Source organism: Azospirillum aestuarii (assembly GCF_016632405.1).
GTDB classification, from domain to species: Bacteria; Pseudomonadota; Alphaproteobacteria; order Azospirillales; family Azospirillaceae; genus Azospirillum; species Azospirillum aestuarii.
In genome coordinates, this window is record NZ_JAEPIV010000014.1 from 126,741 (window position 1) to 146,867 (window position 20,127).

16 protein-coding genes are annotated in these 20,127 nt (G+C 70.2%); 8 read left to right on the top strand and 8 right to left on the bottom strand.

The window, feature by feature from the left end; translation table 11 throughout:
- Positions 1-30: 30 nt before the first annotated feature.
- Together JJL56_RS21640 and JJL56_RS21645 are read right to left on the bottom strand one after the other, a co-directional pair.
- Complete coding sequence (locus tag JJL56_RS21640; protein ID WP_200486212.1) at positions 31-1,170, bottom strand: SbmA/BacA-like family transporter; 1,140 nt, start codon at positions 1,168-1,170, stop codon at positions 31-33.
- 130 nt (positions 1,171-1,300) lie between these two features.
- Positions 1,301-3,328: a methyl-accepting chemotaxis protein gene (locus JJL56_RS21645; RefSeq protein WP_145624740.1), complete on the bottom strand. Its 2,028-nt coding sequence runs from the start codon at positions 3,326-3,328 to the stop codon at positions 1,301-1,303.
- A 330-nt stretch (positions 3,329-3,658) separates the two neighbouring features.
- Between JJL56_RS21645 and JJL56_RS21650 the strand changes: the two genes are divergently transcribed.
- Complete coding sequence (locus JJL56_RS21650; RefSeq protein WP_200486213.1) at positions 3,659-4,645, top strand: aldo/keto reductase; 987 nt, start codon at positions 3,659-3,661, stop codon at positions 4,643-4,645.
- Positions 4,646-4,654: 9 nt separating this feature from the next.
- Here JJL56_RS21650 and JJL56_RS21655 read toward each other — a convergent pair whose 3' ends face one another.
- Complete coding sequence (locus JJL56_RS21655) at positions 4,655-5,530, bottom strand: LysR family transcriptional regulator (protein ID WP_145624736.1); 876 nt, start codon at positions 5,528-5,530, stop codon at positions 4,655-4,657.
- Positions 5,531-5,637: 107 nt separating this feature from the next.
- Here JJL56_RS21655 and bla point away from each other — a divergent pair, with 107 nt between their 5' ends.
- The 4 genes from bla to JJL56_RS21675 all read left to right on the top strand — a co-directional run bounded on the left by bla (position 5,638) and on the right by JJL56_RS21675 (position 11,695).
- Positions 5,638-6,528 carry a class A beta-lactamase gene (gene bla / locus JJL56_RS21660; RefSeq protein ID WP_200486214.1) on the top strand — a complete coding sequence of 297 codons (891 nt, stop codon included), beginning with the start codon at positions 5,638-5,640 and terminating at the stop codon, positions 6,526-6,528.
- Between the two features lie 162 nt (positions 6,529-6,690).
- Entirely contained in the window at positions 6,691-7,440 is a 750-nt protein-coding gene (dsrO, locus tag JJL56_RS21665; protein WP_200486215.1) for a sulfate reduction electron transfer complex DsrMKJOP subunit DsrO, read from the top strand.
- Complete coding sequence (gene nrfD, locus JJL56_RS21670) at positions 7,437-8,573, top strand: NrfD/PsrC family molybdoenzyme membrane anchor subunit (RefSeq protein WP_200486216.1); 1,137 nt, start codon at positions 7,437-7,439, stop codon at positions 8,571-8,573. Before dsrO ends, nrfD begins: the two co-directional genes overlap by 4 nt.
- A 14-nt stretch (positions 8,574-8,587) precedes the next feature.
- The gene (locus JJL56_RS21675; RefSeq protein ID WP_211111932.1) at positions 8,588-11,695 is read left to right on the top strand and encodes a molybdopterin dinucleotide binding domain-containing protein; all 3,108 of its coding nucleotides are present in this window, start codon (positions 8,588-8,590) and stop codon (positions 11,693-11,695) included.
- A 158-nt stretch (positions 11,696-11,853) separates the two neighbouring features.
- Here the strand turns inward: JJL56_RS21675 and JJL56_RS21680 are convergent, their stop codons facing one another.
- The 5 genes from JJL56_RS21680 to JJL56_RS21700 all read right to left on the bottom strand — a co-directional run bounded on the left by JJL56_RS21680 (position 11,854) and on the right by JJL56_RS21700 (position 16,631).
- On the bottom strand, positions 11,854-13,050 hold the full coding sequence (locus JJL56_RS21680) for an ATP-dependent DNA helicase (RefSeq protein ID WP_200486218.1): 1,197 nt from the start codon (positions 13,048-13,050) through the stop codon (positions 11,854-11,856).
- 65 nt (positions 13,051-13,115) lie between these two features.
- Positions 13,116-14,312 carry an MFS transporter gene (locus tag JJL56_RS21685; protein ID WP_145624725.1) on the bottom strand — a complete coding sequence of 399 codons (1,197 nt, stop codon included), beginning with the start codon at positions 14,310-14,312 and terminating at the stop codon, positions 13,116-13,118.
- 13 nt (positions 14,313-14,325) lie between these two features.
- Positions 14,326-15,135 (bottom strand): amino acid ABC transporter ATP-binding protein, encoded by an 810-nt coding sequence (locus JJL56_RS21690; RefSeq protein ID WP_145624723.1) that lies wholly within the window; start codon positions 15,133-15,135, stop codon positions 14,326-14,328.
- A gap of 4 nt (positions 15,136-15,139) precedes the next feature.
- Entirely contained in the window at positions 15,140-15,802 is a 663-nt protein-coding gene (locus JJL56_RS21695) for an amino acid ABC transporter permease (protein ID WP_094303574.1), read from the bottom strand.
- Between the two features lie 31 nt (positions 15,803-15,833).
- On the bottom strand, positions 15,834-16,631 hold the full coding sequence (locus JJL56_RS21700) for a transporter substrate-binding domain-containing protein (protein WP_145624719.1): 798 nt from the start codon (positions 16,629-16,631) through the stop codon (positions 15,834-15,836).
- A 287-nt stretch (positions 16,632-16,918) separates the two neighbouring features.
- Between JJL56_RS21700 and hutG the strand changes: the two genes are divergently transcribed.
- From hutG to JJL56_RS21715, 3 genes are read left to right on the top strand one after another with little or no spacing between them, the layout of a single operon-like run.
- Positions 16,919-17,719, top strand: coding sequence for an N-formylglutamate deformylase (gene hutG / locus JJL56_RS21705; RefSeq protein WP_200486219.1), 801 nt, complete (start codon positions 16,919-16,921; stop codon positions 17,717-17,719).
- Positions 17,716-19,143, top strand: a complete 1,428-nt coding sequence (locus JJL56_RS21710; RefSeq protein ID WP_345772619.1) for a formimidoylglutamate deiminase — start codon at positions 17,716-17,718, stop codon at positions 19,141-19,143. Before hutG ends, JJL56_RS21710 begins: the two co-directional genes overlap by 4 nt.
- Positions 19,140-19,928 (top strand): IclR family transcriptional regulator, encoded by a 789-nt coding sequence (locus JJL56_RS21715; protein ID WP_200486220.1) that lies wholly within the window; start codon positions 19,140-19,142, stop codon positions 19,926-19,928. Before JJL56_RS21710 ends, JJL56_RS21715 begins: the two co-directional genes overlap by 4 nt.
- Positions 19,929-20,127: the final 199 nt, after the last annotated feature.

Consider the following 20,127-nt stretch of genomic DNA (forward strand, 5'->3'; position numbering starts at 1 on the left):
TTGAGGTCAAACGGAAAGTGCCGGGCCGCTTTACCGTTTCCGCGCGGTGTTGCCGCCATCGGACAGCGAATCCGGGACACGCGCCTTGACCGGGGCCAAGGGGGCGATCCCGTCCAGCGCCTCCTTGAGGCCCAGCACGCGCTCCACCGACGCCTTCCACTGGGCGACGGTCGCCAGATTGTCGATGGGCCAGGACAACGCCGCGACGGCCTGCTGGAAGGCTTGCGCGGTCTGCATCATCATCCCCAGCGTGATGGCCCCCGCGACGTAGCGGGGCGCTACCACCAGGATGGGAAAGACGGTGGACAGCACCGAATAGGACGCGCCGAAGGCCATCACACGGACCAGCGCGGCGGTCTGCCGTTTCCAGCCACGGCGCACCCCGCCGAACAGCAGGGCCATGCGGCCGCGCTCCACGGCTTCACCGTGCTGCCGGGCGATGACCGGGGCATTCTCCCGCACCCGCGCCAGCCCGAAGCGGAAATCGGCCTCCAGCCCCTGCCGGCGCTCCGCCGCGCGGACGAGCGGCCGGGCGACGGCGATGGCCGCGGCGGTCCCGGCGGCGGAGAAGGCCAGGGCGAGGAGAAGCAGATGGCCGGGCACCGCGAGGCTCAGGCCGCCGAACGCGACATGCACGACACCGGAAAGTTGCCACAATATACTGGAGAAGCTGATCAGAAGCAGCAGGCAGTAGGTCAGCGAATGGCCCAGATCGACGGCGAGTTCGGTGACGATTCGGACGTCCTCGGCGATGCGTCCGTCCGGATTGTCATGGTCGCCGGGACGGGAGGGGAGGGTCAGTTCGCGCCCGTCGGACAGCCAACCGCCGACCAAGCGCCGGGTCAGCCACGCCCGCCAACCGAACTGGATGCGCCGCTTCACCCACAGATGCGACACGGTGACGGCGATGTTGAACAGCAGGATGCCGCCGGCCACCGCGGCCATGACCGGCAAACGGTCCATCGCCCGCTGCTCCAGCGCGTCGAACAGGCGCTGGCTCCACAGGTTCAACATGACCGGGACCGACACCTGCGCCACCGTCAGGGCCAGCAGGGCCGCCGTCAGCAGCCATACCGACCAGCGGTCCCGCCCCGCCCAGTAGCCCCCGGCCAGCCCGGCGAAACGCCGGACGAAGCCGGAGGCGGCCCTCAGGGAAATCCTTCTCATCATGACCGACCAATCCCGGCCGCCCAATCGAAGCGCCAAACCGAGACGCCTGTCGCTCAGGCGCCTCGGTTCAGCCTAACACCCATCCGGCGGACGGGAACCGGAACAAGCGGCGATTCCCCCTCCTGCCGGGTCAGGCGGCCCGGACGGTGGCGATGAAGCTGCGCACCTCGCTGCGCAGACGCTCCGCCTCGACGGCCAGTTCCTCCGAGGTGCCGTGGACGCGGCTGGCGGCGTCGCCGGTTTCCGACACCGCCGTGCTGACGCCGGCGATGTTGCGCGACACCTCCTCCGTCCCCTGGGCGGCCTGGGAGACGCTGCTGGCGATCTCTCGGGTCGCGGCGGCCTGCTCCTCGATGGCGGCGGCGATGGTTGTGGCGATCTCGCTCATCCGGCCGATGGTCTGGCCGATGCTGCCGATGGCCTTCTGCGCGCCGCCGGTGGTCTGCTGGATCTCCTGCACCTTCGACTGGATCTCGTCGGTTGCCTTGGCGGTCTGGTTCGCCAGCGCCTTCACCTCGCCCGCCACCACGGCGAATCCCTTGCCGGCCTCGCCGGCGCGGGCCGCCTCGATGGTGGCGTTCAGCGCCAGCAGGTTGGTCTGGGCGGCGATGCCGCTGATGATCTCCACCACCTGCCCGATCTGCTCGGCGGCGGTGACCAGGGCGCACATCGTCTGGTCGGCTCCTTCCGCGTCGCTCACCGCCTGACCGGCGATGCGGGTGGAGATCTCCACCTGCTGGCCGATTTCGGCGATCGAGGCCGACAACTCCTCGGTCGCGCTGGCGACGGTCTGCACGTTGGCCGACGCCTCCTCGGAGGCGGAGGCGACCAGAAGCGAGCGCTCGCTGGCGTCCGCCGCGGTGCCGGACAAGGTGCTGGCGGCGTTGTGCATGCCGCCCGCGGCGCTCGCCACCGCCTCGACGATGCCCTGGACCGTCGTCTCGAAGGTGTCGGCCATGCGCATCATGGTGGCGCGGCGCTGCTCGGTGGCTTGGCGTTCGGCCTCCTCCTGCGCCTTGCGCATGCGCTCCATCTCCTCGGCGTTCGACTTGAAGACCTGGAGGGCGCGGGCCAGCGCCCCGATCTCGTCCTTTCGCCACCCCTCGTCCACCTGCACCGTCCGGTCGCCTTCGGCCAGCCGGCCCATCGCCCCGGTGATGGCGCCGAGCGGACGGGTGATCGCCCGCGAAATCATCCAGGCCAGCAGCAGCCCCAGCGCCACGGCGGCGGCGGTCACCGCGGCTCCCTGCCGCTCGGCGGCGGTCACCGCGGTGGCGGCGCTGCGCTCCAGCCCCTTCAAAACCTCGGTGGAGTGCTGGCGGATCGCCCCGATCCTGCCGTTGATCTGGGCGCCGGCGCGGGTCAGCGTGTCGGAGTTGACCCGCGCCATCTCCTCGGCGATGGCGGCGATGCGCTCGATGCCCGCGGTGTAGCGCGGCAGCTTGGCGAGCACCTCCGCGCGCTTCGCGGCGCCCGGCGAATCGGCCCAGCTTTTGGCTTCGGTCTGGACGTCGGCGGCCACCGCCGCCAGATCCTGACGGATGCGGGCCAGATCCTCGGGCTTCGTCTCGGTCACGAAGCGGGCGACCAGCACGCGCACCAGCAAGTACTGCTCGCTGACCCCCGCAGCCTGGACGGTGCGGTCCAGATTCCCGGTCAGCCGTTCGGCGGCGACCAGTTCACTCAGCGTCCGGCGGATGTCGGCGCCCAGCTTGTTCACGACCTCCGCGACGATGCCGTCCCGTTCGGTGCGCAGGGCGACCAGACGATCGAAGCCGGTCAGGAAATCCCGCTCCAGCCCGCGGATCTCCTCCACGGCCTGACGGTCGGCGAGATCGCCGATTCCGGGAGCCGCCTTGTCCAGATGCCGGCGGAAGTCCGCGGCGGTGGCGCGGAAGCGGTTGGCCGCACCGTCCGTCCCGGAGACGAGAAATTCCGCCGCGGCTCCCAGTGCGTCGGACAGCGCGGTGTCGGCCTCGCCCAGCGTCACCGTGACGTCGGACTGCGCCGCGTAGCTGCGCAGCGCTGTATCATTGGACCGAAGGCCGCTCCAGGAAACCGCCCCCAACGTGACCAGCAGGGCCAGCGTGACCCCGAAGCCGGTGTAGACCTTGGTTGCGGTGCGCAAATTCGCGAAGGCACGAAGGGAGGTGGTCATGATGGGATGTCCTGCCTGGGGTATTTTTTGTTCGGCGTCGGTCGCCCGCACCGGATCAAATCATTCTCAAAAACCGGGCCAACTCCCAATCCCCGCGCAATTGCTGTTCCGCCCAGCAAAATTCCCGATCCGGCCGCGCGGTTGTTTCTTCCCAACCGTTGCAATTTGCCAACGCGCTCCCATCCGCGTCGCAAATTGCCACGCCGGCGCCGGCCGGTTGCGACTGGGAACGCCGCGGCCATCCCCATGTTGAGGGCCGATGTTGAGGGAAGCGCCATAAGAGCGCAGACTCGAGTCCCCGCGCACGCACAAAACAACGAGAGGTCGATCATGCCGGACCGCAAGCATTTCGCTCCGCCCGGACCCATCGGATTCGGTGGCGCTCCGCTCGGCAACATGTTCGAGGAGGTGCCGGACGACGTGGCGGAGGCCACCTTGTCCGCCGCCTGGGACGCCGGCATCCGCTATTTCGATACGGCGCCGGAATACGGCCCCGGCATATCGGAGCACCGGTTCGGCCATGTCCTGCGCAACCGTCCGCGCGACGACTTCATCCTGTCCACCAAGGTCGGGCGCTTGCTGCGCGCCGATGCCAGCAAGGGCGGCCAGCACGGCCCCTTCGTGAAGGGGCTGCCCTTCCGCGTGGACTACGACTACACCGCCGACGGGGTGCGCCGCTCCATCGAGGACAGCCTGCAACGGCTGGGCATGGCCCGCATCGACATCGCCTACATCCACGACTGCGCGGAGGACGCTCACGGTGACCGCTGGCTGGAGGTGTTCGACACCGCCATGACGGGCGCCGCCGTGGCGCTGACGAAGCTTCGCGAAGAGGGCGTCATCCGCGCCTGGGGCCTGGGCGTCAACCGGGTGGAGCCCTGCGTGATGGCGCTGGAGCGGGCCGACCCGGACGCCTTCCTGCTGGCCGGGCGCTACAGCCTGCTGAACCAGCCGGCGCTGGACACCCTGTTCCCGCGCTGCCAGGAGCGCGGTGTCCATGTCGTGGTCGGCGGCCCCTACAATTCCGGCCTGATCGCCGGGGGCAAGAATTTCGAGTACCGGGAGGCCCCGCCGGACAAGGTGGCGGCGCGCGACCGTCTGGCCGAGATCGCCAAACGGCACGGCGTGGACCTGCGGGCGGCGGCCCTGCAATTCTGCGCGGCGCACCCGGTCGTCGCCTCGGTCATTCCGGGCACCAAGAACCCGCCGCGCGTGCATGAGAATGTGGCGCTGATGAAGCAGCCGATTCCGGCGGACTTCTGGCGGGAGCTGAAACAGGCCGGCGTCCTGCCGGAGCGGGCGCCCACACCAGCCTGAGACTCCGGCCTAATCACCCGCGTGGACGGCGGCGGCGATCCAGTGGCGGAAGCTCTGCATCGCCGCCGTCTCGGGACGGGAATGCAGGCGGGTCAGCCAGTAGCGGCCCGCCGGCACCTCGATGGCAAAGGGGCGGACCAGCCGCTCGGTGGCCAGATCGTGGCCGAACAGCCGCGCGGGCAGCAGCGCCACCCCGGCGCCCATCGCCGCGGCGGCGGCGAGGGTGGGGGAGGAGTCGAAGACCGGACCGCGGATGGCCGGGCAGGGCACCCCGGCCAGCGCGAACCAACGCTGCCACTCCTCGACCCGGTAGGAGCGCAGCAGCACCTCCCGCGCGAGGTCCGCCGGACTGGACAGCCGCTGCGCCAGCGCCGGGGCGCAGAGCGGGGTCAGCGGGGCGTCGAGCAGCGGCACCGCCTCCACCCCGTGCCAGGAGCCGTCGCCGAAGCGGATCGCGAAGTCCAGCCCCTCGCCAGCCAGATCGACCCGGTTGTTGTTGGTCAGGATGCGCAGGTCGATCGCCGGGTTCGCGGCGGTGAAGGCCGGCAGGCGCGGCAGCAGCCAGCCCGTGGCGAAGGTTCCCACCACCCCGACCGTCAGCACCTCGTGGTAGCGCCCGTCGGCGAAGCGGTCGAGCGTCGCGCCGATCCGCTCGAAGGCGTCCATCAGTACCGGCACCAGCGCCGCCCCCTCGTCGGTCAGGGCGAGGCCGCGTGGCAGGCGGCGGAACAGGGCGACGCCCAGCCGCGATTCCAGCGTGCGGATCTGCTGGCTGACCGCCGCCTGGCTGACGCACAGCTCCAGCCCGGCGCGGGTGAAGCTGAGATGGCGGGCCGACGCCTCGAAGGCGCGCAGCGCGTTGAGCGGAAGCTGGGGACGGGCCATGGGCAGCTATAAGTTTTTCTTGCGGCTTGTGAAAACTATCATCGTTTGTTCAAGCGCCGGGAGCTTTTTATCGTCCGTCCATCGACACGGCATGACACGAGGATACAATGATCGGACGGCGGGCTTTCCTGGCCGCGGCGGGCGGCATGACGGTGCTGGCGGCGACCGGCGTGAGGGCGGAAAAACCCAGGAAATTCGGGAACAAGAGGCTGGCGGACGCGATCGCCGCGCTGGAGACGCGCAGCAGTGGCCGGCTCGGCGTGGCGGTGCTCGACACCGGCACCGGCCAGCGCTTCGGGCATCGCGCGGACGAACGCTTCCCGATGTGCAGCACCTTCAAATTTCTTTTGGCTGGCGCCATCCTGAAGCGGGTGGATGAGGGGCGGGAGCGGCTGGAGCGGCGCATCCCGGTGACCAAGGCCGACCTCGTCCCCTACGCCCCCTTCGCCGAAACACGCCTCGACGGCCCGCCCCCGACGGTGGCCGAACTGTGCGAGGCGACGATGACGCTCAGCGACAATGTGGCGGCGAACCTCCTGCTGCCGGCGGTGGGCGACCCCGCCGGGCTGACCGCCTTCCTGCGCACGCTGGGCGACCGGAAAACCCGGCTGGACCGCAACGAGCCGTCGCTGAACAGCGCCATTCCCGGCGATCCCCGCGACACCACCACGCCTACGGCGATGGTCCACAGCATGGAGCGGCTGATGCTGGGCGACGCGCTGACCCCGGCGTCGCGCGAGCAGCTCATCGCCTGGATGGTCGCCAACCGGACCGGCGACAAGCGGCTGCGCGCCGGGCTGCCGAAGGGTTGGCGCGTCGGCGACAAGACCGGCACGGGCGCGCGCGGGACGGCCAACGACGTCGGCATCGTCTGGCCGGAGGGGAGGGCGCCCTTGCTGATCGCCAGCTACCTGACCGAGACGGCCGACGGCTTCAAGGAGCGGGACGCCATCCACGCCGACGTGGCGCGGGCGGTGGCCGACGCGCTCAAGGGCTGATCGCTGAGGACTGGCCGGCCCCTGCGGCATGTCGTCACTGGGGTTTACCCTAAGAAGTGTAGGGATGCCCCCAATGGGAGTGGGGACAGGGGGCCGGTACCCTTCGCACCATAAGGCCGCGGTTCGTCGCGGCTGAAGGAATCAGGTGCGATGAGGCCAGCCATGGACCGATCAAGGCGCAACTTCTGCCTCGGCGCGGGTGCCGCGACCATCGGGGCCGCGACGGCTGCGGCGATGCCCGCCGCCGCCCCCGGCGCTGCGTCGCTCCGCCGGGACGGCGATCCGGCGCACCGCTGGGCGATGGTGGTGGACGTGGGCAAATGCGTGGGCTGCCAAGCCTGCACGGTCGCCTGCATCATGGAGAACGATGTCCCGGAAAACAGCTTCCGCACCATCGTCTCCACCTACGAGGTGACGGAGCAGGGCAAGGCCGGCAGCTACATGCTGCCGCGCCTGTGCAACCATTGCGAGGAGCCGCCCTGCATCCCCGTCTGTCCGACCGGCGCGACCTTCCAGCGCCGGGACGGCATCGTCGTGGTGGACAACACCGTCTGCGTCGGCTGCGCCTATTGCGTCCAGGCCTGCCCCTACGACGCGCGCTTCATCAACCACGAGACCCAGACCGCCGACAAATGCACCTTCTGCGTCCACCGCGTGGAGGCCGGCCTGTTGCCCGCCTGCGTGGAGACCTGCGTCGGCGGCGCCCGCGTCTTCGGTGACCTGAACGATCCGGACAGCGCCGTCTCCACCCTGGTCCGCGAGGGGAATCCGAAAGTACTGAAGCCGGAGCAGGGGACCCAGCCGCGCGTCTTCTACCTCGGCCTCGATCCCCGCTTCCAGGGGAAGGTCGACGGCACACAGACGCTCTGGCGTCCCTCCGCGCAGCCTCACGCCCAAAAGGAGCACGCATGATGGACAACCACATCGTCGAGGTCATCAACGTGACCCGCGAGGTCGCGTGGCTTCCCTGGGCTGTGCAGTATTTCTTCCTGATCGGCCTGTCGGTCGGCGGCCTGCTGTTGAGCCTGCCCGGCTACGCCTTCGCGAAGGAGGAGTGGCGCAAACTCGGGCGCACCGCCCTGCTGGTGGCGCTGACCTGCGGGCTGGCCGCACCGGTGGCGCTGCTGTCCGACCTCCACCAGCCCGGCCGCTTCTGGCACTTCTACGTCGTGCTGCGTCCTACGTCCTGGATGTGGTGGGGCTCCGTCTTTATCCCCCTCTACGTCACCGGCCTGCTGGTCTATGGCTGGACGTGCTTCCGCGAGGAGTTGCAGGCGCATGGCCGGGTGGACAGCCGTCTCGCCGCGCTTTACCGGCTGGCCGCCCTGAACGGTGGACGCAACGACGCGCTGATCCGCGCCGCCGGCCTGTTCGCCCTGTCGGGCGCGCTGCTGGTCGCCCTCTACACCGGGGCGGAGGTCGCGGTGGTCAAGGCGCGCCCGCTGTGGCACACCCCCTTCCTGCCCGTGCAGTTCCTGATGACCGCGCTGGCCGGCGCCGCCGGTCTGGTGCTGGTGCTGAACCGCTTCGCCGCCGGCAACGACCGCGCGGTGGAGGTGCGGGCCAACCGGCTGCTCGCCGGCTTCCTGGGCGGCGTCATGCTGGTCGGCGCGCTGTGGCTGGCGCTGGGTCTGTTCGGGCTGGACACCACCCACGCGGAGGCGCTGGGCAGCGTCGCCGGGTCGGAAGCGTGGCGCGTCACCGCCGTCTGGGCCGTCGCCGCCACCGCGCTGCCCTTCGCCATCGCCGTCGCCAAGCCCGCCGGGACGGGGCTGCTGACCGGGCTGATCGCTCTGCACGGCGCCTGGATGTTCCGCTGGACCGTGTTCATCGGCGGCCAGAGCGTGCCGAAGACCGGCGCCGGCTTCTACGACTACGCGCTGCCCGCCGGTCCGGAGGGGCTTCTGGGGATCGTCGGCACGGCGGGACTCTGGCTGTTCCTGCTGATCGCCCTCACCGCCATCCTGCCTTCCCCGCGCCGCACGGCGCCCGGTCCGGCCCGCGCCCCCCAGACGCCCGCCGGAACCGTGGCCGCCGCCGAGTGAACGGAGCAACCATCATGTCGATTTCCCGTCGCCTTCTCCTGAAGACCAGCGCCGCCGGCGGCGCGCTCGCCGCCTTCGCGGGTGGCTTCTCCGACACCGGACGCAAACTCGTGAAGGGCGCCTGGGCCGGGGACAAGCCCGACCATGCCATCTCCGGCAACGCCCCGGCCCCGGAATTCCGCGTCGATCCGGCAACCGGCGACCTCACCCCGACGCCGGGCCAGATCGTCGCCAACGTCGCCTGCCTCGGCTGCACCACCCTGTGCGGCGTCCGCGTCCGGGTGGATGTGGAGAAGAACAAGGTGCTGCGCGTCGCCGGCAACCCCTACAGCCCGCTGTCCACCGATCCCTTCCTGCCCTACGGCACGCCGATCAGGGAGAGCTTCAAGTCCCTGTCGCGGCTGGACGAGAAGGGGCTGAAGGGCCGCTCGACCGCCTGCGGGCGGGGCAACGCGGCGCTGGAGATGCTGACCTCGCCCTTCCGTGTCGCCACGCCGATGAAGCGCGTCGGCCCGCGCGGTTCCGGCCAATGGGAACCCATCCCCTTCGACCGTCTGGTCGAGGAGATCGCGGAGGGCGGCGACCTGTTCGGCGAAGGCCCGGTCCCCGGCCTGCGCGCCTTGCGCGACCTGAAGACGCCCATCGACCCGGCCGCACCCGAGCTGGGGCCGAAGGTCAATCAGGTGGCCCTGCTGTCGTCGGTCAACGACGGGCGGGAGCCCTTCGTGCGGCGCTTCTTCAACCAGGCGCTGGGGACGATCAACTTCGTCGGCCACGGCTCTTACTGCGGCGGCGCCTACCGCTCCGGCTCCGGGGCGGTGTTCGGCGACGCCAAGAAGATGCCGCACGCCAAGCCGGACCTGCAGAACGCCGAGTTCGTCCTGTTCATCGGCACCGCCCCGTCGAACGCCGGCAACCCGTTCAAGCGGCAGGCCATGCTGCTCGCCAAGGGGCGGACGGACGGCGTTCTGAACTACGTCGTCGTCGACCCGGTGCTGACCAACGCCGACAACCGCGCGGCGGCGGAGCGGTCCAACTGGATTCCCATCCGGCCCGGCACCGACGGCGCCCTGGTCATGGGCATGATGCGCTGGATGTTCGAGAACGGGCGCATCGACAGCAACTACCTGTCCCAACCCAACGGCAAGGCGGCGGAGGCCGCGGGCGAGGCCGGCTGGTGCAACGCCACCCATCTGGTGATCCAACAGGCGGGCCACCCGCGCGACGGGCGGATGCTGCGCGCCTCCGACCTCGGCTGGGTGACGCTGGACGAGAAGGAACGCTACGGCGCCAAGGACGCCTTCGTCGTGCTCGACCCTTCCGGCACGCCGGTCGCCCACGACGCGCTGATGGGACCGGCCGCGCTGTTCCACGGCGGCACGGTGGCGGCCCCGGCGGGCGAGGTGGCGGTGAAGACCAGCCTGACCCTGCTGCGCGAGCAGGCGATGCGGCTCGACCTCGCCGGCTACGCCGACGCCTGCGGCATTCCCGCCGACGTGATCGCCGGTCTGGCGCGGGAATTCACCAGCCACGGCAAGAAGGCCGCCGCCAACACCCACGGCGGCATGATGGCCGGCAACGGCTTCTACAACGCCTTCGGCGTGGTCACCCTGAACACGCTGATCGGCAACCTGAACTGGAAGGGCGGCACCATCTTCGGCGGCGGGCGCTTCCCGGACGAGCAGGATGGCCCGCGCTACAGGCTGGCGAGCTTCCCCGGACAGGTGAAGCCCTCCGGCACCGCCATCAGCCGGCCCGTCCCCTATGAAAAGTCCAGCGAGTTCAAGGCGAGGAAGGAGGCGGGCAAGCCCTATCCGGCCAAGGCGCCCTGGTACCCCAACGCCCCGCAGCTCACCACCGAGTATCTGACCAGCGGCGTGGTGGACGGTTACCCCTACCCGCTGAAGGCCCTGTTCCTGTGGAACAGCAACCCGGTCTACGGCATCCCCGGCGTCCGCGCCCAGGTGGAGGCGAAGCTGCGCGACCCGAAGGCGCTGCCGCTGATCGTCGCCATCGACCCCTTCATCAACGAATCCACGGCCTTCGCCGACTACATCGTGCCCGACACCGTGCTGTACGAGACCTGGGGCTGGGCGTCCCCCTGGGCGGGCGTGCCGACCAAGACCTCGACGGCGCGCTGGCCGGTGGTGACGCCGCGCACCGAGCCGCTGCCGGACGGACGGCACGTCCAGATGGAGACCTTCCTGATCGCCCTGGCGAAGCGGCTGGGCCTGCCCGGCTTCGGCCCGGACGCCATCGCCGACATGGACGGGAACACCCATCCGCTGGAGCGGCCCGAGGACTGGTACCTGCGCGGCGGCGCCAACATCGCGTGGCTGGGCAAGCAGCCGGTGCCCGACGCCACCGACGAGGACATCGCCCTGTCCGGCGTCGCCCGCGTCCTGCCGGCGCTCCAGTCGGTGCTGAAGGAGGAGGAGTGGCGCAAGGTCGCCTTCATCCTGGCGCGCGGCGGGCGCTACCAGAACCAGGCGGAGGGCTTCGAGGGCGACAGGGCCACCCACCGCTTCAAGGACGGGCTGCTGGTCTACAACGAGGCGGTCGGCGCGGCGAAGAGCAGCGTCACCGGCAAGCGCTGGACCGGCACCGCCGCCTGGACGCCCCCGGCCTTCGCCGACGGCACGCCGATGCGGCAGGTCCACACGGCGGAGGACTGGCCCTTCCAGCTCATCAGCTCGAAATCGGTGCTGGTCAGTGCCTACACCATCGCGGCCAGCCGCCTGCGTCACCTGCACCCGGAGAACCCGGTGGGCATCAACGCGGAGGACGCGCGGCGGCTGGGCATCGCCACCGGCGACCGCATCCGCATCGCCACGCCGGGCGGGTCGGAACTGGCGACCGCCATCGTCCGGCACGGCGTGATGCCCGGCGTGCTCGCCGTCGAGCACGGCTTCGGCCACAAGGAGTTCGGCGCGCGCCCCCACGTCATCGGCGGCCGCAGCCAGCCGGTGGTGCCGGAGATCGGGGCGGGGGTGAACATCAACGACCTGGGCCTGCACGACCCGACCCGTCCGGGCGCGTCGGTCTGGGTCGATCCCATCGCCGGAACGGCGGTGCGCCAGGGGCTTCCCGCCAAGCTGGAGCGGGTCGCCGCAGCGGCGTGAGCCGTCGGGCACCATCGCCTCCAAAATCCCCTCTCCCCTCCGGGGAGAGGGTCAGGGTGAGGGGGGTGCGCTTGTGCCGGACGCACCGCCATGCACATCCCCCTCACCGGCCCTGCGGGCCACCCTCTCCCCAGGGGGGAGAGGGTTATTTCATCCCATCATGCGTCGAGTTCCGGCATCCGCCAGTTCCCACCGAGATCGGCGTTGCGCAGCAGAAGGAACAGCTCGTCCTGCGAGCGGGTGACGGCGGTGTAGAGCCAGCGCCACTTGTGCTCGCGGAAGGCGGCGGAGTCGTCGAGCACGGTGACGGAGGGGAACTCCGACCCCTGGGCGGAATGGCAGGTGATCATCCAGGCCCAATCGAACTGCTGCACGTCGCGCTCCACCCGCGGCGCCTTGGTCTCCCCGCTGTAGTGGGCCTGGAACATCCAGGGGTGGACCATCAGCTTGCCGCGGGGCTTCACCTCGTCCTCCATATGGATGCCGAGCGACCACAGCCCGTCCTGGCGGCCCCGCCCCTCCGCCGCCGGGCGGGTCAGCGTGCCGATCATGCCGTTGAACAGCCCTTCCTCGCGGTCGTTGCGGCGGCAGATCACCCGCTCCCCGGCCTGGGGCATCACCGTGTCGAAGCCGTGGCGGGTGCGGATGCGCCGGGTGAAGTCGGTGCGCACACGGTGGGTGCCGCAGATGGTCTGGGTGTCCACCCGCAGGGCCAGCGGCTCGGTCACCCGGTTCAGCGGCAGCACATGGGCGTTTCCGGCGGTGCCGAAGCGGCGCGGCAGCTCCTGCCGGCGCAGCAGATGGGCGAGCCGGATCACCGGGCTTTCCCGCGCTGTGCGGTGCGGCTCGACCAGCCGGAAATCCGGCTCGCCCTTGGTCAGCGTGCCCTGGCCGGTCACCGGGGGGAGCTGGTAGTCGTCGGCGATCATCAGGATCTTCTTGCCGGAGCGCAGCAGGTCGCCCGCCACGTCGTCCCCGACCATCGAGCCCTCGTCGCAGACGATCAGGTCGGCCTCGGCGAACTTGCCCTCCGACTTGCGGGCGAAGAACAGCTCGCCGGTGTCGTCGTCCTGCCGCGGCGCGTAGATCAGCGAATGCAGCGTCGCCGCCCGGTCGATGCCCTTGCGGCGCAGCACCTGCGCCGCCTTGCCGGTGGGCGCCCCGACCACGAAATTCTCCAGGTTGCGGCGGTCCTGGAGGTGGTCCAGGGCGAAGACGGTCGTCTTGGTCTTGCCAGTACCGGCCTCGCCGGCCAGCCAGAACATCTGGGGGGCCGCGGGGTCGGCGTACCAGGCGTCGATGGCCTGGATCGCCCGGAACTGCTCGTCGGTCGGGGTGTCGGTGGTGCTGGGCATGGAGCGCGGGGGAGGGGGCTGCTGGGCGGGACACAGTAGCCCGCCCGCCCGCCCGCGGCCAAGCCTTACGGCTCGGCCCGGAATGGGCCGCTGATGAGGCGGCGCAGCCCGGCGAACAGGGTCAGGCCGCCCGAAACCACCCCGACATAGACGAACAGCGCGTCGTGCCCGAACCACTCCATGGCCGCCGTCGCCAGCAGCGGCCCGAGTGCCGCCCCCAACGCCCAAGCGAGCAGGAGCGCGCTGGCCAGCGGCACCGTCTCCTCCGCCGTCACATGGTCGTTGGCGTGGGCAACGCAAATCGCGTAGAGCGAGAGGGCGGCGCTGCCCCACAGGGTGAACAGCCCCAACAGCACGGTCTGCGGCGCCGCGCCGCCGGGCGGGTTGGCGAAGGCGGCGATCAGGAAGGCGGCGACCATCGCCACGGCGGACACCGCGAAGATCACCAGCCGCCGGTCGTGGCGATCCGACAGCCGGCCGATCGGCCATTGCAGCACCACGCTGCCCACCTGGATGCCCGACATGATCAGCGCGACCCCGGCGGCGGGCAGGGCCAGCCCGGCGAGCCAGGCCGGGCCGATGCCGGTGACCGCGGTGTTGCACAGGCCGACCATCAGGCAGCCGGCGAAGGCCACCGGCGCCCGCCGCACATACTGCCAGGGGGACGGCGCCGGTCCCTTCGGCGCGGCGCTGGCCGGCGGGCGGATCACCGCCACCGGCACCAGCGACAGGCCGTAGCAGCCCGCCGCCAGGACGGTCAGCCACAGGGCCGACAGGTCCGGGCTGGCGAGCAGCATCTGGCCGCCGATCACCGCCACCTTGCAGGCGATCATGTATAAGGAGAAGACGCTGCCCCGCGATCCCGGCGGGGTCAGGCTGGCCAGCCCGCTTTCCGCGACGGTGAGCATCCCGACGTAGGACACCCCCATCAGCAGCCGCAGCCCCACCCAGGCCCGCGCGTCGGGCAGCAGGTTCAGCAGCAGCGTGGCGGCGGCGGCGAGCAGCCCGAAGGCGGCGAAGGACCACACCCCGCCCACCCGGCGGATCATCCAGGGCGCCGCCCAGCAGCCGAGCACGAAACCGACCGAATAGGCCGACGCCACCGCCCCGACGACCAGCGGCGGGGCCGCCGCCTCGGCGAGGCGGAGCGGCAGCAGAATCTGCAGGATGCCGTTGGCGACCTGGATGACGCAGACGCCGAGGATCAGCGCGGCCAGCACCGTCAGAGGCGAGGCGGGAGGCCGATGGGTGGTGTGGGGCAAGATCGCGGGAAGGTCAGTGGTTGCCGGGCAGTGTGTCCAGCGGGTCGTCCGCCACCGGCTGCGGGCGGGCGCCGGCGAGATGGCCGTCCACCAGCGCGCGCAGGAAGCCGCGCGTGCGCTCCTGCACCGGGTTGGTGAAGATCTGCTCCGGGGAGCCAGACTCGACGATGCGCCCGTCGGCCATGACCACGACGGTGTCGGCGACCTCGCGGGCGAAGCCCATCTCGTGGGTCACCACCATCATGGTCATGCCTTCCTCGGCCAGCGTCTTCATGACCTGGAGCACCTCGCCGACCAGCTCGGGGTCGAGCGCGGAGGTCGGTTCGTCGAACAGCATCACCTTCGGCTTCATGGCGAGCGCGCGGGCGATGGCGGCGCGCTGCTTCTGCCCGCCCGACAGGGTGGACGGATAGACGTCGGCCTTGTCGTCCAGCCCCACCTTGCGCAGCAGCCCCATGGCCAGCTCCCGCGCCTCGGCCTTCGCCATGCCGCGCACCACGACGGGGGCGCGCATGACGTTCTCCACCGTGGTCATGTGCGGGAACAGGTTGAAGGACTGGAAGACCATGCCCGTCTCGGCGCGCAGCGCGTTCAGCTCCTTGTCGGGCAGCGGCTTGCCGTCGGCGATGATGGTCCGGTGGTTGATGCGGATCTCGCCGCGGTCGGCGATCTCCAGGCAGTTGCAGCAGCGCAGCAGCGTGCTCTTGCCCGAACCGGACGGGCCGATGACCACGGTGGTGCGCGACGGCGGCACGGTCAGGCTGACGTCCTTCAGCACCTCGGTGCTGCCGAAGCTCTTGTAGACGTTGCGGATCTCGATCACCGGCTTACCCTCTTTCCACGGTCATGCGCTTTTCGAGCTGGCGCAGAATCCAGGTGGCCGCGTTGGTCAGCACGAAGTAGATCAGCGCCACCGCGATGTAGACCTCCAGCGCGCGGAAGCTGGTGGAGATGATCCGCTGGCCCTCGCGCATCACGTCGTCGATGGTCAGCAGCGACACCAGCGCCGAATTCTTGATCAGCGCGATGGTCTCGTTGCCCAGCGGCGGCAGCATGCGGCGGAAAGCCTGCGGCAGGACCACCTCCCACATCGCCTCGCGGTAGGACATGCCGAGCGAGCGGGCGGCCTCCATCTGGCCGCGGTCGATCGACTGGATGGCGCCGCGCACCACCTCCGACACGTAGGAGCCGCTGTAGATGCCGAGCCCGATCACGCCGCACAGCATCGCCGGCAGCAGGATGCCGAACTGCGGCAGGCCGAAGAACAGCAGGAACAGCTGCACCAGCAGCGGCGTGCCGCGGATGAAGGCGACATAGGCCGACGCGATGCCGTACAGCACGCGCCGCGCCGGGTTGAGGCGGATGATGCCGACGAGCAGGCCAAGCACGGCGCTGAGCAGGAAGGCCGCCGCGGTCACCTCGATGGTGACCACGGTGCCCTTCAGCAGCTCCGGCAACCCTCCCCAGACGGGGGCGAAGTCGAGCGTCACGGGAGGGGTCCTCCGTTCACAAAAAGAGCGATCACTTCTTGGCTTCGAACCACTTGTCGACGAGCTTCTGGTAGGTGCCGTCGGCCTTCAGCTTGGCGATGGCGGCGTTCACCTTGGTCACCAGCTCGGTGTTGTCCTTGCGCATGGCGAAGCCGTAATCCTCGGTGGTGAGCTGGTCGTCCAGCACCTTCACGGTCGGGTGCGCCTGGGCGTAGAGCTTGGCGGCGGGCTTCCCGGTCACCGCGACGTCGGTGCGGCCGGTCTCGACCTGTCCGAACATCTCGGCGTTGGTCTCCACCTCGACGACCTTCGTCTTCGGGAAATGTTCCTTCAGGTGGGCGACCGACTTGGTGCCGATCTGCACGGCGGCGGTCTTGCCTTCGAGGTCGGCCGGACCCTTCACGGCGGCGTTGTTCGCCTTGACCATGATGACGAGGCCGCCCGGATAGTAGGTGTCGGAGAAGGCGACGACCTTGCGGCGCTCCTCGGTGATGTACATGGCCGAGGCGATCATGTCGAAGCGGTTGGCCATCAGGCCGGGGATCAGGCCTTTGAAGTCGATGTCCACCCACTCGACGCCCTTGGTGGCGCCCAGTTCCTTGGCGATGGCCTCCACCAGCTCGATGTCGAAGCCGGTCTTCTTGCCGTCCTGCGAGAATTCGAAGGGCGCGAAGGTGGCGTCCACACCGACGCGGAAGGTGCCGTTCTGCTTGATCGAGGCGATCACCGCGTCCTCGGCGCGGGCCGGGACAGACCCGGCGCCGACCATGGTGACGACCGCGGCGGCGGCGAAGGAGGCGGCGGCGAGAAACTTACCAAAGGACTTCATGGGTCGGAATTTCCCTGTTCGTTGCGCCCGCGTTGCCAGATTCGAAGGCCGGGGAAGCCCCCTTGCGCAGCGACCGGCTTGGCAGCGCCGTGTTTTGCCTATAAAACATATGTTGCCCAGGGAAAACAGCCGCGTCAACGCCGTTTGTCATACTGGAGCATGACGGAAGCCTTATGGCAACGCCGGTGTTGCGGTTGCGTACCGCGACCGCCGCAACGGCCAGGGGCGCCATAACAGGGATGCTGAAAGTTTTGCTGACAAAACAGCTGTCGCACGGGAGAGAGGATATGGACGTCTTCGGGTTTCGCGCCGCGCGCCGTCCGGTGCTGGTCAGCCTGCCCCATGTCGGCACGGCGCTGCCGGACGGATTCATCGGCCGGCTGGTGCCGGAGGCGCAGGGACTGCCCGACACCGACTGGCACCTGCCGCGGCTCTACGACTTCCTGGAGGATCTCGGAGTCGGGGTGATCCAGGCGCGCTTCTCGCGCTACGTCGTCGACCTGAACCGCCCCAGCAACGACACGCCGCTCTACAGCGGGGCCACCACGGGTCTCTGCCCGACCACCCTGTTCGACGGGGCGCCGCTGTATCAGCCCGGCGCGGAACCGGACGCGGCGGAGGTGGCGGAGCGGGTCACCCGCTACTGGGCGCCCTACCACGACGCCATCACCGCGGAGATGACCCGGCTGCGCGACCAATTCGGGCGGTCGGTGCTGTTCGACGCCCACTCCATCCGCTCGGTCGTGCCGCGGCTGTTCGAGGGGCGGCTGCCCGATCTGAACATCGGCACCAACGATGGACGCAGCGCCGATCCCGTGCTGGGCGACCGGCTGGTCGCGGTCGGCGCGGATGCCGGGGCCGACGGCTTCACCCATGTCCTCAACGGGCGCTTCAAGGGCGGCCACATCACCCGCCATTTCGGGCGCCCGGCCGAGGGCTGGCACGCCGTGCAGCTTGAGATGGCGCAGGTGACCTACATGGAGGAGGATGCGCCTTTCGCCTTCGACGAGGCGCGCGCCGCGCGGATTCGTCCGCATCTGCGGCGGTTTATCGAAACAATGGCCGATTGGGCGGAGGAACGGGCGTGACGGAGGCGGCGATGGACGGCATGAACGGGCTTTTCTGCGAACGGGCGCTGCTGCCCGAGGGCTGGGCCTCGAACGTCGCGCTGCGCTTTGACGCGCGCGGCACGCTGACGGCCGTGGAGCGGGACGTTTCGGTGAATGATGGGGGGGCAGACGGCCTGCCTCGGGCCGCCGGGCCGGTGATCCCCGGCATGCCCAACCTGCACAGCCACGCCTTCCAGCGCGCCATGGCCGGGCTGACCGAATACGCCGGCCCGTCGGAGGACAGCTTCTGGACGTGGCGCGACGCCATGTACGGCTTCGTCCATCGCATGACGCCGGAGGTGGCGGAGGCCGTCGCCGCGCTGCTCTACATGGAGATGGCGAAGCAGGGCTACACGGCGGTGGCGGAGTTCCACTACCTCCACCACGGTGCCGACGGGCGCCCCTACGCCGACCGGGCGGAGATGTCGCGCCGCATCCTGGCCGCCGCGGACACGGCCGGGATCGGCCTGACCCATCTGCCGGTGCTCTACGCCCACAGCGGCTTCGGTGGCAAGCCACCGTCCGACGGGCAGAAGCGCTTCATCAACGACGTGGACGGGCTGCTGTCCATCGTCTCCGCCATGCAGAAGGCGATGGGCACGGAGCGGGCGGGCCGTCGCGCCGGCCTCGCCCTGCATTCGCTGCGCGCGGTGACGCCGGAGGAGATGCGCGACGCGCTGGCCGGCCTCGACGCGCTCGACCCCGGTGCGCCCATCCACATCCACATCGCCGAGCAGACGGCGGAGGTGGACGACTGCGTCGCCTGGAGCGGCAAGCGCCCGGTGGAGTGGCTTCTGGAGAACGCCCCGGTCGGGCCGCGCTGGTGCCTCGTCCACGCCACGCATGTGACCCCCGTGGAGGTGGACGGGATGGCGGCGAGCGGAGCCGTGGCCGGTCTCTGCCTGACGACCGAGGCCAATCTGGGCGACGGGCTGTTCCCCGCCATCCCCTTCCTGGCGCAGGGCGGACGCTTCGGCGTCGGATCGGACAGCCACATCAGCGTCTCGGCGGCGGAGGAGCTGCGCCTCCTGGAATACGGGCAGCGGCTGGTGCAGCGGCGGCGCAACGTGCTGCGCATCGGGGACTGCCCGTCCATCGGCGGCGGCCTCTACCGGGCGGCGGTGGCCGGCGGCGCGCAGGCGCTGGGCCAGCCGGTGGCCGGCGGCGGTATTCGGGTGGGTCAGCCCGCCGACCTCGTCGTGCTTGACGCCGACAACCCGAAACTGCTTTCTCGGACCGACGACAGCCTTCTGGACGCCTATGTCTTCGCCAGCGACGGGCACGCCGTGCGCGACGTGGTCGCGGCGGGGCGGACCGTGGTGCGCGAGGGCCGCCACGTCCGGGAGGACGCCATCCTGGCCGCCTACCGGCGCGCCATCGAGGGGTTGCGCCGGGACACATGAGCGAGACCGATCCGAACACCTACATCGCCCCGGCGCTGCAGCGCGGGCTGGCCATCCTGGAGCTGTTCACGCCACAGCGCCGGACGCTGTCCCTGACCGACATCGCCAAGGCGCTGGGGATCGGGCGGGCCTCGGCCTACCGGCTGGTCTTCACGCTGGAGCATCTCGGCTACATCGGGCGGATGGGGGACGGCAAGTCCTACCGCCTGGCGCCACGGTCGATGCAGCTCGGCTACCATTACCTGTCGGGGCTGGACGGGATCGAGGTGGCAATCCCCTACATCGACGGGCTGCGCGACAGCACGCAGATCTCCGCCCACATGGCGGTGCGCGACGGGACGGAGGTGGTCTACGTCTACCGGGCGCACTCGCACATGACGCTGTCCAGCAACATCGCGGTCGGCTACCGCCTGCCGGCCCACGCCACCGCGATGGGCCGGATGCTGCTGAGCGGCCTCGGCGACGAGGCCATCGCGCAGCTCTACACCGGCGTGCGGCTGGACCGTTACAGCGACACCACGGCGGTCACGCTGACCTCGCTGATCCAGGAGGTGGCGGAGGACCGCAAGCGCGGCTGGACGATGAACCGCTCCTCCTTCGTGTCGGGGATCGTCGCCATCGCGGCGGCCATCCGCGACCACCGGGGCGAGGTCATCGCCGCCATCAACCTCTCCGGCCCCAGCGCCGTGATGGACCAGCCCGCCACGCTCGACCATCTGCGGGCGAAGGTGGTGGAGACGGCGGACGCGATCTCGCACCAACTCGGCTACCTGCCGCGCGGCTGAGCGGTGGGCACCGCGAAGCGGTCGCCCAAATGACCCTCGCCCCTCCGGGGAGAGGGAGGGGACCCACCGCACAGCGGTGGGGAGGGGGAGGGGGATGCGCTTTTGCCGGACGTCCCGCCACGCGCAACCCCCTCACCCTAATACTACAGCTGGTCTTTATCGGTTTGGGTGCGGCGTTTCCAGTGGGAGCGTCGCGCCC

Bases quoted from the DNA above. Each gene is read 5' to 3' on its own strand.
- JJL56_RS21640 (WP_200486212.1), bottom strand. From the start codon at position 1,170: ATGATGAGAAGGATTTCCCTGAGGGCCGCCTCCGGCTTCGTCCGGCGT.
- JJL56_RS21645 (WP_145624740.1), bottom strand. From the start codon at position 3,328: ATGACCACCTCCCTTCGTGCCTTCGCGAATTTGCGCACCGCAACCAAG.
- JJL56_RS21650 (WP_200486213.1), top strand. From the start codon at position 3,659: ATGCCGGACCGCAAGCATTTCGCTCCGCCCGGACCCATCGGATTCGGT.
- JJL56_RS21655 (WP_145624736.1), bottom strand. From the start codon at position 5,530: ATGGCCCGTCCCCAGCTTCCGCTCAACGCGCTGCGCGCCTTCGAGGCG.
- bla (WP_200486214.1), top strand. From the start codon at position 5,638: ATGATCGGACGGCGGGCTTTCCTGGCCGCGGCGGGCGGCATGACGGTG.
- dsrO (WP_200486215.1), top strand. From the start codon at position 6,691: ATGGACCGATCAAGGCGCAACTTCTGCCTCGGCGCGGGTGCCGCGACC.
- nrfD (WP_200486216.1), top strand. From the start codon at position 7,437: ATGATGGACAACCACATCGTCGAGGTCATCAACGTGACCCGCGAGGTC.
- JJL56_RS21675 (WP_211111932.1), top strand. From the start codon at position 8,588: ATGTCGATTTCCCGTCGCCTTCTCCTGAAGACCAGCGCCGCCGGCGGC.
- JJL56_RS21680 (WP_200486218.1), bottom strand. From the start codon at position 13,050: ATGCCCAGCACCACCGACACCCCGACCGACGAGCAGTTCCGGGCGATC.
- JJL56_RS21700 (WP_145624719.1), bottom strand. From the start codon at position 16,631: ATGAAGTCCTTTGGTAAGTTTCTCGCCGCCGCCTCCTTCGCCGCCGCC.
- hutG (WP_200486219.1), top strand. From the start codon at position 16,919: ATGGACGTCTTCGGGTTTCGCGCCGCGCGCCGTCCGGTGCTGGTCAGC.
- JJL56_RS21715 (WP_200486220.1), top strand. From the start codon at position 19,140: ATGAGCGAGACCGATCCGAACACCTACATCGCCCCGGCGCTGCAGCGC.